At 73.0% G+C, this 13,654-nt stretch carries 12 protein-coding genes; 6 read left to right on the top strand and 6 right to left on the bottom strand.

The genetic code is table 11. From position 1 onward, the window contains the following. Positions 1–107: 107 nt before the first annotated feature. From LOK46_RS19930 to LOK46_RS19920, 3 genes are all read left to right on the top strand, one after another. Positions 108–1,487, top strand: a complete 1,380-nt coding sequence (locus LOK46_RS19930; RefSeq protein ID WP_273560073.1) for a chloride channel protein — start codon at positions 108–110, stop codon at positions 1,485–1,487. Between the two features lie 136 nt (positions 1,488–1,623). Beyond that, on the top strand, positions 1,624–1,803 hold the full coding sequence (locus tag LOK46_RS19925) for a DUF1328 domain-containing protein (protein WP_010685332.1): 180 nt from the start codon (positions 1,624–1,626) through the stop codon (positions 1,801–1,803). A gap of 10 nt (positions 1,804–1,813) precedes the next feature. Continuing rightward, the gene (locus LOK46_RS19920; protein ID WP_273560068.1) at positions 1,814–2,668 is read left to right on the top strand and encodes an SDR family oxidoreductase; all 855 of its coding nucleotides are present in this window, start codon (positions 1,814–1,816) and stop codon (positions 2,666–2,668) included. A 26-nt stretch (positions 2,669–2,694) separates the two neighbouring features. Here LOK46_RS19920 and LOK46_RS19915 read toward each other — a convergent pair whose 3' ends face one another. Both LOK46_RS19915 and LOK46_RS19910 read right to left on the bottom strand, forming a co-directional pair. Next, on the bottom strand, positions 2,695–3,093 hold the full coding sequence (locus LOK46_RS19915; protein ID WP_273560066.1) for a nuclear transport factor 2 family protein: 399 nt from the start codon (positions 3,091–3,093) through the stop codon (positions 2,695–2,697). Between the two features lie 33 nt (positions 3,094–3,126). Next, complete coding sequence (locus LOK46_RS19910) at positions 3,127–3,849, bottom strand: SDR family oxidoreductase (RefSeq protein WP_273560064.1); 723 nt, start codon at positions 3,847–3,849, stop codon at positions 3,127–3,129. Between the two features lie 107 nt (positions 3,850–3,956). Between LOK46_RS19910 and LOK46_RS19905 the strand changes: the two genes are divergently transcribed. After that, the gene (locus LOK46_RS19905; protein ID WP_273560062.1) at positions 3,957–4,916 is read left to right on the top strand and encodes a LysR family transcriptional regulator; all 960 of its coding nucleotides are present in this window, start codon (positions 3,957–3,959) and stop codon (positions 4,914–4,916) included. A 36-nt stretch (positions 4,917–4,952) separates the two neighbouring features. Here the strand turns inward: LOK46_RS19905 and LOK46_RS19900 are convergent, their stop codons facing one another. Continuing rightward, positions 4,953–5,912: a cation diffusion facilitator family transporter gene (locus LOK46_RS19900; protein WP_273560060.1), complete on the bottom strand. Its 960-nt coding sequence runs from the start codon at positions 5,910–5,912 to the stop codon at positions 4,953–4,955. Positions 5,913–6,070: 158 nt separating this feature from the next. On the opposite strand from LOK46_RS19900, the gene LOK46_RS19895 reads away from it, so the two are divergent. After that, positions 6,071–6,508: an HIT family protein gene (locus tag LOK46_RS19895; protein ID WP_273560058.1), complete on the top strand. Its 438-nt coding sequence runs from the start codon at positions 6,071–6,073 to the stop codon at positions 6,506–6,508. A 16-nt stretch (positions 6,509–6,524) separates the two neighbouring features. On the opposite strand, the gene LOK46_RS19890 is transcribed toward LOK46_RS19895, so the two are convergent. The 3 genes from LOK46_RS19890 to LOK46_RS19880 form a co-directional block, all read right to left on the bottom strand. Beyond that, entirely contained in the window at positions 6,525–6,935 is a 411-nt protein-coding gene (locus LOK46_RS19890) for a PilZ domain-containing protein (protein ID WP_273560057.1), read from the bottom strand. 354 nt (positions 6,936–7,289) lie between these two features. Then, entirely contained in the window at positions 7,290–7,520 is a 231-nt protein-coding gene (locus LOK46_RS19885; RefSeq protein WP_273560055.1) for a hypothetical protein, read from the bottom strand. A 115-nt stretch (positions 7,521–7,635) separates the two neighbouring features. Further along, a complete protein-coding gene (locus LOK46_RS19880) occupies positions 7,636–9,735 on the bottom strand; it encodes an NAD(+) synthase (RefSeq protein WP_273560053.1) in 2,100 nt (699 codons plus the stop codon). A 340-nt stretch (positions 9,736–10,075) separates the two neighbouring features. Between LOK46_RS19880 and LOK46_RS19875 the strand changes: the two genes are divergently transcribed. Further along, positions 10,076–13,546 (top strand): DNA translocase FtsK, encoded by a 3,471-nt coding sequence (locus LOK46_RS19875; protein ID WP_443192829.1) that lies wholly within the window; start codon positions 10,076–10,078, stop codon positions 13,544–13,546. Positions 13,547–13,654: the final 108 nt, after the last annotated feature.

Genomic DNA, 13,654 nt, shown 5'->3' with positions numbered 1-13,654 from the left:
CGGGGCCGGCAGGCGGGTGCCGGCCCTCGGCCGTCCCGCGCAGGAGGCCTTTCCTTGACCGTTGCGCTATAGCGTCCGCTCCGGCTGCGCGGACGAGGTGCACTTTCATGGTCGAGAAGCGGGACGACGTGCGGGAAACGACGGATGCCCCGCCCCCGCAGCGGTCGCGCTACCGCCGCTCGATCATGCGCCTGCGGTCGGCCTCGATGGAGGCCTACCCGCTGTGGCGCGGGCGCCTGCTGTTCCTCGTGGGCGGCATCGGCGTGGGCCTCGCCGCCGTGCTGATGGCCAAGGGTGCCGACCTGGCGCAGGACGGGTTCCGCCGGCTCACGGCGCCGTCGCCGCTGATCGCCCTGGTGCTGACCCCCGCGGGCTTCGCCCTCGCCGCGCTTCTCGCCCTCACGGTCTTCCCGAACTCGCAGGGCTCGGGCATCCCGCAGGTGATCGCGGCCCGCCACGCGCGGGATACCGGCTTCCGCTACTCCCTGATCTCGCCGCGCGTGGCCTTCGGCAAGGTGCTGGTCCTGTTCCTGGGCCTATTCTGCGGCGCCTCCGCGGGCCGCGAGGGGCCGACCGTGCAGGTCGGCGCCGCGATCATGGCCGCCTTCGGCCGCCTGACCCCGGAGCGCCTGCCCGGACTGCTCCTGGCGGGCGGCGCGGCCGGCGTCGCGGCGGCCTTCAACACGCCCCTCGCCGGCATCGTGTTCGGCATCGAGGAACTGGGACGCGCCTACGAGGCGCGCTCCTCCGGCCTGATCGTGGCCGGGATCGTGGCCGCGGGCCTGACCTCGCTCGGGCTTCTCGGCAACTATACCTATTTCGGGACGACCGACGCCGCCCTGCCGCTGGCGGCCGGCTGGATCGTCCCGCTGATCGCGGTGATCGGCGGCCTCGCGGGCGGCCTGTTCAGCCGCCTCGTGATCCTGTTCGCCCGCGGCCTGCCAGGCGCGGCCGGGCGGACGGTCCGGAAGCGGCCCGTGATCTTCGCGGCGGCCTGCGGGCTGTGCGTCGCCCTGTGCGGCCTCGCCTCCGGGGGCGCGGCCTACGGGACCGGCTACGAGGAGGCCAAGGCCATCCTCCACGGCGACGCGGCGGCCGGATGGACCTACGCGCCCCTGAAATTCGCCGCCACCGTGCTGAGCTCGATCAGCGGCATTCCGGGCGGCCTGTTCGCGCCGTCCCTCGCGGTCGGGGCCGGCCTCGGCGGCACGGTCCACGGCCTCCTGCCGGGCATGCCCGTGGGCGCCGTCGTGCTGATCGGGATGGTGGCCTACCTGACGGGCGTGCTGCAGGCGCCGATCACCAGCTTCGTCATCGTCACCGAGATGACCCAGAACCACGCGATGGTGATCCCGCTGATGGTCGCGGCCCTGCTGGCCGACGCGGCCTCGAAGGCGATCTGTCGGGGCGGCCTCTATCACACCTTGGCGGAGATCATGCTGGAACGCGCCGACGTGCCGGCGCAGCCGGTGGCGAAGACCGGCTGACGGCGTCGCGACCCGCGCGACCGACCGCGGGTAAGAATAAAAGCGGACCGGCCGGGAATCCGCGGAACGGTCTCGCTTGGCGCCGGTTGAGGCAGCAGCATCAGGCCCCGCGCCGGGGCGCAGCCGGAGTGACGCCATGACCCTTCTGAAATGGGCCCTCATCTGCTTCGTGATCTCGCTGATCGCCGGCGGTCTCGGCTTCACCGGCATCGCCTCCGGCGCCGGCTCGCTGGCCCGCATCCTGTTCGGCCTGTTCCTGCTCATCGCCATCGTGATCGTGGTCATCGCTTTCGCGGTCGGTCAGGCGGTGTTCTGAGGCCGGCGCGGTGCGCGGTACGGTCTGCCTCGTCACCGGGGCGACCGGCGGCATCGGCTACGAGACGGCTCTCGGGCTCGCGCGCCTCGGCGCGCGGGTCGCCATCGTCGGCCGGGACCCCGGGAAGCTGCAGGCCTGCGCCGACCGGATTCGCGCCGCGGTGCCCGGCGCCGCCGTGGAGCCGCACCGCGCGGATCTGTCCGCGCAGGCCGAGATCCGCCGGCTCGCCGGGACCCTGCGGGCGGCCTATCCGCGCCTCGACGTGCTGGTGAACAATGCCGGCGCGATCTTCGACCGGCGCACGCTGACCGTCGACGGGATCGAGCGGACCTGGGCGCTCGACCATCTCGGCTACGTGCTCCTGACCCTCGAACTCCTCGACACGCTGAAGGGCGCGGCGGCGGCGGGCGGGAAGCCGCGGATCGTCAACGTCGCCTCCGCGGCCCATTACCGGGGGCATATCGACTTCGACGACGTCGAGGGCGCCCGGCGCTACCGCGCGATGGGCGCGTATGCCCAGGCCAAGCTCGCCAACGTCCTGTTCACCTACGCGCTGGCCCGACGGCTGCGCGACAGCGGCATCACGGTGAACGCCGTCCATCCGGGGGTGGTCAATACCGGCTTCGCCAAGAACACGGGCGGCCTGCTCGGCGCGGCATGGGCGCTGATGCGGCCGTTCCTGATCACGCCCGAGAAGGGCGCGCAGACCTCCCTCCACGTGGCCAGCGACCCGGGCCTGGACGGGGTCACCGGCCGATACTTCTCCCACGGGCGGCCGAAGGTCTCCTCGGCCGAGAGCCGCGACGAGGCCGTCCAGGAGCGGCTCTGGGCGCTGAGCCTCCGGCAGGTGGGCCGGAGCGACTGAGTCCCGATCGTCTCGCGGCGCCGGTCTCAGGCGGCCGGCGGGTCGAGCAGCACCCAGAGTCGGCCGATCCTGCCGTCCACGATCTCGGCGACGTCCGTCCCGGTGACCGCGACCGGTCCGCCCTCCGGACCGGCTTCCCACCGCAGCGATCCCATTCCGTGGTGCCCGACCCCCCTGCCGACGGGCACGAAGCGGAAGGTCGGCCCGAACCGGTCCAGCAGCGTCCCGGCGACCGCACCGATCGCGGCCCGCCCGCGCACGACATTGTCCGGCTCGAACAGGATCGGCTCGGCCACGTAGAACTCGTCCAGGGCGGCCGCCCGCGCGTCCGCGTCCCGCTCGTTGAAGACCCGCCGCAGGTTGGCGCGCAGCAGCCGGTCGTAGTCCGGCTCCGCCGCCGGTGCGGCCTCCGTGATGTCGGACATCGCGATTCTCCTTCGTAGAGGGCGATCAGCCGCTCAGATCAGGCGGCCGCCGCCGTCGATGTGCAGGGTCTCGCCGTTCATGAAGCCGTTGCCCATCAGGAAGACGACGGCTGCGCCGGCCTCCTCGGCGGTGCCGAGGCGTCGCTGCGGCAGCCGCTCGGTGAGGCCGGCCACGTAGGCGTCGCGGTGGGCGCCGAGCGTGCGGGCCAGGAGCGGGGTGTCGGTGGTGCCGGGCGAGAGCGCGTTCACCCGCACCGGTGCGAGTTCGAGGGCGAGACCGCGGGCGAAGGCCTCCATCGCGGCCGACGCCGCCGCCAGCACGGCGGTCCCCTGAGCGTTCGGACGGTCCGCCAGGGCGCCGGAGATGAGCGTGACCGATCCGTCGCCGGCCAGCCGGTCGCCGAGGGCGCGCAGGGCATGAGCCGCGGCCCAGATCCGCTCGTCGAAGGCCCGCTTCAGGTGGTCGACCTCGGCCTCGCGGACCTTGCCGGCCACGAAGGTGCCGGCCATCAGCGCGAGGTGGTCGACGCGGGGGATGTCGGCCAGGGCGGCCGCGACCGTCTCGGGCCGCGTCACGTCGGCGGCGCGCCAGCCGGCGAAGCCGTTCTCCGCCGCGACGCGCTCGGCGCCCGCCGCGTCGCGGCCGACCACGATGACCGACGCGCCCGCCGCCTCGGCCTGGCGGGCGGCCGCGAGGCCGATGCCCGAGGTGCCGCCGAAGACGACGACGCTGCGGTCCTGGAGAGTGCTGCTCATGGCGGGAAACCTTGCCGCTCGTCGCCAGGGCAGCGCCGAGGGACGCAAGATTGGACCAAGGCCCCCGCCTTGATAATCGGGCCCCTCTTCGCTTCAGTCATTCCGTCATGGAACAGATCGGCCTCGACCGGCTCACGGGCATCGTCGCCTTCGCCCGCTCCGCCTCCCTCGGCAGCTACTCGGCGGCCGCCCGCTCCCTCGGCATCTCGCCCTCGGCGGTGAGCAAGAGCGTGCAGCGGCTGGAGGCGCGACTCGGCGTGAGCCTCTTCACCCGCACGACGCGCTCGCTGACGCTGACGCCGGAAGGTCGCGACCTGCAGGAGCGCGCGCTGCGCCTCCTGCGCGAGGCCGAGGCGATCGAGCAGGCCGCGGTCGCGGCGCGCTCCGAGCCCGCCGGAACCCTGAAGGTGGCGGCGTCGATCCCGGTCGGTGTGCACCTGCTCGCGCCGGCCCTGCCGCGGTTCCGCGCGCGCCATCCGAAGCTGTCGGTCGACCTGCGCCTCAGCGATCGCTTCGTGGACCTGATCGCGGAGGGCATCGACGTCGCGATCCGGGTCGGCGAGCTCGCGGATTCCCGGCTGGTGTCGCGCCGCCTCGCCCCGCACCGGCTCTGCGCCTTCGCCGCGCCGGGCTACCTGGCGCGGCGCGGCACGCCGCGGCATCCGGACGACCTCGTCGACCATGACTGCGTGAACTTCCGCTTCCAGAGCACCGGCCAGGCTCTGCGCTGGCCATTCCAGGTCGGCGGCCGCCGGGTCGAGTTCACGCCGCATACCGGCATCGTCGTGGATTTCAGCGACGCCGTCGCGGCGGTGCTGGTGGCCGGCGGCGGCATCGGCATCTCGCCGACCTACATCGCCGCCCCGCATGTCGCGCGGGGAGCGCTCGTGCCGGTCCTGCAGGACTTCGCGGTCGAGCGCTCGGTCTTCACGGCGCTGTGGCCGGAGAGCCGGCGCGGCAGTCCGAACGTGAAGGCGTTCCTCGCCTTCCTCGACGAGGTGTTCCCGTCGCCGGCTCCCTGGGACGGGGTGCGCCCGCCCCCGCCGGCGCGCGGGGAGGACGCCTGACAGGTATCCGCGCTCGCCGGCGAGGAGGTTTCGCCCTCAGGCTGCCGCCCGCGCCGTGTGGTCGCCCTGCTGCTGGATCTCGATGAACACCCGGGTCACGTCCGGGCTGCGCGCCTTCAGCGCCCGGTCGAGGCGCGTGACGAGGCTCTCGACCTCGCCGGCGCTGAGATCGTCGCTCATGTCGATGCTGAGATTGACCAGGATGTCGGAGGGGCCGAGGTGCTGGGTCAGCACCTCGTTGACGTGGAGCACGCCCGGCTCGGCGCGGACCAGCTCCGAGATCGCCGCGACGACCTCGGGATCGGCCGCCTCGCCGATCAGCAGGCCGTGGGTCTCGACCATCAGGAACGCCGCCATGCCGATGAGCACGAGGCCGATGCCGACCGACGCCCAGCCGTCGAGGCTCGGCATCTCTAGGAGGTGGGACAGGGCCACGCCGGCGAGCGCGATCAGCAGGCCGATCAGGGCGGCGGTGTCCTCCGCGAGCACCGTGAACAGGGTCGGATCCTTGCTGCGCCGGATCGCCCGCACGGCCGAGTGCTTGCCCTTCTCGGCCCAGAACTGGCGCATCGCCACGAAGAAGGACGTGCCCTCCGCCGCGATGGCGAAGCCCAGGATCGCGACGTTCACCCAGAGGCCCGGCAGCCGGTAGCCGAACAGCTCGGCATCCACGTCGGGCTCGGGGTGGCGGACCCGCTCGATCCCCTCGTAGACGGCGAACAGGCCGCCGCCGAGGAAGATCATCAGCGCCACCACGAAGGCGTAGAAGTAGATCTCACGCCCGTAGCCGAACGGGTGGCGGGCATCGGCCGGGCGCTCGGCCCGCTTCATGCCGACGAGGAGCAGCACCTGGTTCGCGGTGTCGACCACCGAGTGCACGCCCTCGGCGAGCATGGCGGTCGAGCCGGTCAGCGCCCCGCCCACGAACTTCGCGGCCGCGATGGCGAGGTTGGCGCCCGCCGCCGCGTAGATCGCTCCCGTGCTCTCGTGCGCCATCCGCAACTCCCTGCGCGGTCTGTGGGACGCCGGACCGTCGGGCCCCGGCACGGCGCCGCCGCGGCGATGCAAGCGTCGCGGCGGGCCGGTTGTTCCCGTGTGGACGCGGGCCGGTGCCCCGTGCAACCTGCGGCCGCTCAAGGAGTCCCGGAGGCAGCATGGCCGACGCCCGCTACGATCCCGACAACATCTTCGCCAAGATCCTGCGCGGCGAGATCCCCTGCCACCGCGTCTACGAGGACGCGCACACCCTGGCCTTCATGGACGTGATGCCCCAGGGCGAGGGCCACACCCTGGTGATCCCGAAGGCGCCGGCCCGGGGCCTGCTCGACGCCGACACGGACTCGCTCGGCGCCCTGATGGCGAGCGTCCAGACGGTCGCCCGCGCCGTGAAGGCGGCGTTCGAGGCCGAGGGTCTGACCGTGTTCCAGTTCAACGAGCCGGCCGGTGGCCAGACCGTCTTCCACCTGCACGTCCACGTCATCCCGCGGCGCGAGGGCGTGCCGTTGAAGCGCCATGAGGGCGGGATGGCCGACAACGCGGTCCTCGCCGAGCACGCCGCGCGCATCCGCGCGGCGCTCGAGGCTCAGGCCTGACGCTCAGGCCCGGGACTCAGGCCGCGCTGGCCGAGTCGCCCGACTGGGCCATGCTGGCGAGCAGCCGGCGCAGGGCCGCGTTCTCGGTCTCGAGCTCGCTGATGCGCTTCAGCAGCAGGGTCACGGAGGCGTCCGTCGCGGCCGGATCGGGCGAGGCCGGCGCGGTGCCGGCCCGGGCCGGCGCCTCGAAGGTGACGCCGATGCCGTCCTCCCGGCGCCAGCGCAGGGTGGCCCGGTAGGTCCGGTCCTTCTGGGGGATGTAGAGATCGAACCCGTCCGGAAGCGTGGTGGCCTCGCTCATCACGAGGCGGGCGCCGGTGGGGGACATGTCGCGCACCAGGCAGTCGAGGCTCGACGACCCGTTGTTGAAGACGATGCGGCCCTTGAGGAAGACCCTCTGGCGCGCCTCTCTGCGATGCTCCGACATGCGGGCGGCTCCGGACAGCTGACGGTTCCGCGAAACCTGCACGCCAGCCCTTAAGGAATCTTGGTCGCGATCGCCGAGTCGAGGCCCGCTATAGGGCTCGATACCGATGAAGTGCCGCCGCCACGACTCCGGAAAGAGGCTGTCCGCGTCCCGGACCGGCACGATTTACGCGCGACGACTTCGGACTTGTCGGCTCCGCGCTCGGAGCGGCAGCCCGGCAGCGCCGCGCCGATCATCTTCACGCCGTCCTGCGCGCCGTGACGTGATCGGTCCGGACGCGCGGCTTCGCCCGCGCGCCGAGGATCGGGTCCCCTGGGCGTCCCCCCGGAGTCGATGCGCGACGGTCAGGTCCGCTCAGGCGATGAAGCGCCGGTCCACGGTCTGGAACAGGTAGAAGCCGTTGAAGCGCACCGCGGTGTCGGCGGCCCGACCGTCGAACTCGAGGGGCTGCCGGCTGCCGTCGCAGAGCTTGCCGCCGAAGGTCCAGCGACCCGCCCCGATGAAGGGCGGGACCGTGCTGGCTTCCGGCACCGCGCAGCAGAGGCCCTCCTCGCCCTTGAGCTGGAACAGGTTGTAGCTTCGCATCCGAAGTCCTCCGCCTGGCCGCCCTCGAAGCCAATTTTCCCAATACAAGATTTCGCATTGCGAAGAATCGGCTTGACCGTGCTCATAATGGCACAATCGGTCGAGTTTGTGACGGTCAAGTTTCAGGGACGTTTCGGTTCAACTCGTCGATCCAGATCCGCGCCGACCCGTCGGAGGGCGCGCGCCAGTCCCCCCGGGGCGACAGCGAGCCCCCCGCCGAGACCTTCGGCCCGTTCGGGAGCGCCGAGCGCTTGAACTGGCTGAAGCCGAAGTACCGGCTCAGGAACACCCCGAGCCAGCGGCGGATCTCCGGAAGATCGTAGGCGACCCGCTTGGTCTCCGGGAAGTCCGGCGCCCAGGTGCCGCGCTCCCGGTCGCCCCAGGCGTGGAGCGCCAGGAAGGCGATCTTCGAGGGCCGGAACCCGTAGCGGAGCGTGTAGAACAGGTTGAAATCCTGCAGCGCGTAGGGACCGATCGTGCCCTCCGTGCTCTGCGGGCTGTCGTCCTGGTCGACCGGCACCAGCTCGGGGGAGATCTCGGTGTCGAGGACCGCCTGGAGGGTGCGCGCCTCGTCCGGGCCGACCTCGCCGTTGCCGATCACCCAGCGGATCAGGTGCTGGATCAGCGTCTTGGGCACGCCGGCGTTGACCGCGTAGTGGCTCATCTGGTCGCCGACGCCGTAGGTGCACCAGCCGAGCGCGAGCTCCGACAGGTCGCCGGTCCCGACCACGATGCCGCCCGCGTGGTTCGCCAGCCGGAACAGGTAGTCGGTGCGCAGGCCCGCCTGCACGTTCTCGAAGGTCACGTCGTAGACCGCCTCGCCCTTCGCGAAGGGATGGTCCATGTCGGCGAGCATCTGCTTGGCGGCCGGGCGGATGTCGATCTCGGCGGCCGTGCAGCCCAGCGCCTTCATGAGCGCGTGGGCGTTGGTCTTGGTGGCGTTCGAGGTGGCGAAACCCGGCAGGGTGTAGGCCAGGATGTCCGAGCGCGGGTAGCCCAGGCGGTCGAACGCCTTGGCGATCACGATCAGCGCGTGAGTCGAATCGAGGCCGCCCGAGACACCGATGATGGCCTTGCGGGTGCCGGTCGCCTCCAGGCGCTTGGCGAGGCCCGCCACCTGGATGTTGTAGGCCTCGTAGCAATCCTGGGCGAGGCGCGACGGGTCGGCCGGCACGAAGGGGAAGCGCTCGATCCGCCGGATCAGACCGAGATCGGCCTCGGGCGGGCTGACGCGGAACGGCACCCGGCGATAGGGCAGGGCGCGGCCGCGGGCGTCGTCGTCGAAGCTGCCCGCCTGCAGGCGCTCCTGGGCGATCAGGTCGAGGTCGATGTCGGCCAGCGTCGTCACCGGCTTCTCGGGGAAGCGCTCGCCCTCGGCCAACCGCACACCCAGCTCGTCGACGCTGGTCTGGCCGTCCCAGGACAGGTCGGTGGTCGATTCGCCCTGGCCGGCCGCCGCGTAGACGTACGCGCAGGCGCCCCGCATCGAGGCCGCCCGGGACAGGAGCGCCCGCGACTCGGCCCGGCCGACGGTGATCGGGCTGCCTGAGAGGTTCGCCAGCACGGTGGCGCCGGCGAGCGCCGCGCGCATGCCGGGGGGCTCCGGCACCCACAGGTCCTCGCAGATCTCCACCCCGACCACGAGGCCCGGCAGGTCCTCGGCGGGGAACAGCAGGTCGGTGCCGAACGGCGCGTCCTGACCGGCGACCCGGACGGTCTCGCCCACGATCCCGGCCCCGGAGGCGAAGTGGCGCTTCTCGTAGAACTCCCGGTAGTTCGGCAGGAAGGTCTTCGGGACGACGCCGAGCAGGCGGCCACCCTGGATGGCGAGCGCGCAGTTGTAGACGCGGTGCCGCCAGCGCAGGGGCGCGCCGACGATCAGCAGCGGCCGGAGATTCGCCGACTCGGCGATCACGCGGGCGGCCGCCACCTCGACCGCGTCGAGCAGGGTCTGCTGGAGCAGCAGGTCCTCGATCGCGTAGGCCGACAGGCCGAGCTCGGTGAAGACCGCCAGCACCGCGCCCGAATCGTGGCAGGTCCGGGCGAGGTCGAGGACGACGTCGGCGTTGCGCTCGGGCTCGGCCGGATGGCTCCGGCCCGTGCAGGCCGCGACCCGGGCGAAGCCGTGGCGGTAGAGGGACCGGAAGCGCGCCGGCGATTCGGAGGTGGCTGGAGACACGGGCACCTGTCCGGATGAGTGGTGGCTGCGAGTCATATAGGGGACGCGGGCGGGCGGCGGCGCGGAGTCTGTTCGCGCTAGCCTGAACGCGACATCATCCCGAGGCGCCGCGGCGCGGCGCCTCCGGACGGGGACCAGATCGCGATTTCCGGTACATCGGGCGTCGTTCCCTCGAGCTTGCGCGTTCAGAACGGTCTCCGGCGGCGTGACGGCACGGCCGCGGCGATGCGGGCTCCGGCCGGATGGCCGGGCCGATCAGCCCGCATGGTTTCCGCACCGCGGCCGGCGGCAAGCCTCCATTAACGACGAATGGCCTAACTCAGGAACAGCCGCCGCGCGTCGGCGGATCCCTGTTTCGAGTATCGTCTGAGAACCCATGCGCGCATCGGGACGGCCTCCGTACTCCCACCGTGACCCCGCCCGCCCTGTCCGCGGCGGCGACCGCTCGGGCCTCTCCCTGGGAGCCCTGGCGCACCGGCTGATGGCGCTCCGCGCGAGCCTCACCCGCCGCCTCTCCGGCTCCCCCGCCGGCCTGCCCGCCCGCCCGTCCTACGGCGCTCCCGGGCGCCGGGCCGAGCCGAGCTGGCTCACCCCGCCGGGCGCGATGGTCGGCCGCGAGGGCTCCGAGCGCGCACCGCGCGCCGCGGCGCCCGAGCCGCACTGGCCGGCCCAGGTCTTCGACGACCGGGCGAGTCTCGACGCCCTGGACGCCCCGCCCTTCGAGAGCCGGATCGACCGCAGCGCCTCCTCGCCGGGCGTGCTGGTGCGCCAGCCGCGCCGCCCCGCCGCCATCGCCCCCGACTACGCGCCGGCCGCGGCTCCGCTCGCGGGCCATGCGGCTGGCCATGTAGCTGACCATGTCGGCGGCCATTTCGGCGGCCACGTCGCGCCGCCGGTCGCCGCGCCGGCTCCGGCCGCACCCTCGGCCGTGCGCTACACCCGCACCCCCGATTCGGTCCTGCAGGAGCGCCGCCAGCGCGCCCTGGAGGCCGAGCGCGTCGCCCTCGAGCGCGCCCGCGCCGAGGCGCAGGCGGCCGCCCTCGCCCTGGAGACCGAGCGGGCCGCCCGCGACGAGGCCGAGCGGGAGCGGATCGAGCGCGCGCGGATCGCCGCCGAGGAGGCCGAGCGCGCCGACGCCGTGCCGACCCTGCCCGAAGCCGCCGCGTCGGACGCGGAGCCGGTGCCCCTGTGGCGCCAGCCCTTCGTCGCGCCGCCGGGCGTCCGCTTCTTCCGCACGCCCGACCGCCGCCCGGTCCGGCCCGCCGTCGAGCTGGCCGCTTCCACGGCGGCGATCGCCCCGGTCGCGGCCGCCCCGGTCGCGGCCGCACTGGTCGAGACGGTCGCCGAGGCCCCGGCCCGCGACTGGTCGGACCTGCCGGACTGGTCCGAGGTCCAGCCCTGGTTCGACGGCGGCGACTGGTCGTCCGTCGATGCCTGGTCGGCCCTGGAGGCGCAGCCCGCCGAGGTCGCGCCGAATCCGGCCGCCGTCGCGGCGCCGGCGGCGTCCGACGAGCGCTTCGTCTCGATGCCCCTCGACATCTCGCACCTGCGGTCGCTGCCGCCGCGGCCGGTCTACGTGCTCGACCGGCTCGTCCGGTTCGACCAGCCGCCGCGCCCCGCCGACGGGCAGGATAACGGGACGGAGGCGGATCAGCGGATGGACGAGGCCGCCTCGATCCGGAGCGCCTTCCTGCCGCCCGTCGCGCCGCCGGCCGCGTCCGGCCTGTCGCTGGTCTTCGGCCCCGGCAGCGCCGCGGCCGGGCCTCCGGCTGCCCCGGCATCCGAGGCGAGCCGCCGCGCGCCGGCTCTCAGCGCCATGGCGGCCCGGGCGGCGATCCGCGCGGCCGGCCAGCCGAGCGCCGTCCCGCCGGCGCTCCCGGCCCAGCCCGAAGCCGTTCCCGCCCCGGTGGTCGCCGCGCCGGTCGCCGCGCGCGCCGACGCCGAGCGCGCCGACGCCGAGCGCGCCGACGCCGAGCGCGTGGTGATCCCGATGACGCCGCGCCCGGTCCTGCTCCGCGGCAAGCTGGCGCCCCAGCCGGAGCCGGTCGAGGCGGACGTCGTGGCCGAGGCCGAGGCCGAGCCGGTCGCGGCGACCGTCGAGGCTGTCGAGGTCGCGGCGCTGCCGGTCCCCGCGCCGGCGTCGGTCCCCATGGTGGCGCCCCGGGCGCACCTGATCCCGGCCGGCCGCCACCTCGAGATCGCGCCGATCGAGAACGCCGACTACGAGCTGCCGTCCCTCGACCTGCTCGCCCTGCCGGCGCCGGGCGGCAGCGAGGAGGTCGACGCCGACGTGCTGGAGCAGAACGCCCTCAACCTGCAGCAGACGGTTCAGGATTTCGGCGTGCGCGGCGACATCCTGGCGGTGCGGCCGGGCCCGGTCGTCACCCTGTACGAGCTCGAGCCAGCGCCGGGCACCAAGTCGAGCCGCGTGATCGGCCTGTCGGACGACATCGCCCGGTCGATGTCGGCGGTGTCGGCCCGCGTCGCGGTCGTGCCCGGCCGGAACGTCATCGGCATCGAGCTGCCGAACGAGACCCGCGAGACGGTCTACCTGCGCGAGCTGCTCTCCTCGGCCGACTTCGCCGAGAGCAAGCACAAGCTGGCGCTGTGCTTAGGGAAGAACATCGGCGGCGAGCCGATCATCGCCGATCTCGCGCGCATGCCCCACCTGCTGGTTGCCGGCACCACCGGCTCGGGCAAGTCGGTGGCGATCAACACCATGATCCTCAGCCTGCTCTACCGGCTGAAGCCGGAGGAGTGCCGCCTGATCATGGTCGATCCGAAGATGCTGGAGCTGTCGGTCTACGACGGCATCCCGCACCTGCTCTCCCCCGTCGTCATCGACCCGAAGAAGGCGGTGATCGCCCTCAAGTGGGCCGTGCGCGAGATGGAGGAGCGCTACAAGAAGATGTCCAAGATCGCCGTCCGAAACATCGACGGCTACAACGCCCGCATGAAGGAGGCCCGCGACAGGGGCGAGACCATCACGCGCACCATCCAGACCGGCTTCGACCGCCACACCGGCGAGGCTGTGTACGAGGACGAGGCGATGGACCTGGCGCCGCTGCCGTACATCGTGATCGTGGTGGACGAGATGGCCGACCTGATGATGGTGGCCGGCAAGGACATCGAGGGGGCGATCCAACGGCTGGCGCAGATGGCGCGGGCGGCCGGCATCCACCTGATCATGGCGACGCAGCGGCCGTCGGTTGACGTGATCACCGGCACGATCAAGGCGAACTTCCCGACCCGGATCAGCTTCCAGGTGACGAGCAAGATCGACAGCCGCACGATCCTGGGCGAGATGGGCGCCGAGCAGCTGCTGGGCCAGGGCGACATGCTGTTCATGGCCGGCGGCGGGCGCACGACGCGGGTGCACGGGCCATTCTGCTCGGACAGCGAGGTCGAGAGCGTGGTCGCCCACCTCAAGCGCCAGGGCCGCCCCAGCTACCTCGACGCCGTCACGGCCGACGACGCGCCCGAGGAGCCCGCCAAGGAGGGCGGCCGGTCCGGCCGGGGCTCCAAGGCCGCCGCGGCCGACAAGGCCGAGCGGTCCGACGAGCCCGAGGAGGAGGCCCCCGTCTTCGACATCGGCGCCTTCGCGGCGGCGGCCGGCGGCGACTCGGACGACCTCTACAAGCAGGCGATCGAGGTGGTGCTGCGCGACCAGAAGGCGTCGACCAGCTACATCCAGCGCCGCCTGCAGATCGGCTACAACCGCGCCGCCTCCATCATGGAGCGGATGGAGATCGAGGGCATCGTCGGGCCGGCCAACCACGCCGGCAAGCGCGAGATCCTCGTCGCCGGCGCGCCGCACATGTCGAGCGGGATGTACGACGACGAGTGAGCGGCTTCACGCCGGGCCGCGCCCTCACGGGGGCGGCCCGGGCGTCGTATCTTCGCCACAGGGCGGGTCTCTAAGCCCCGTGTCCCGCCCCCTGTTCACCGCCGGAGC

It is taken from the genome of Methylobacterium sp. NMS14P (assembly GCF_028583545.1).
Lineage (GTDB): Bacteria > Pseudomonadota > Alphaproteobacteria > Rhizobiales > Beijerinckiaceae > Methylobacterium.
The sequence above is the reverse complement of the archived record's forward strand: the minus strand, read 5'-3'. Positions and strand labels throughout refer to the sequence as shown.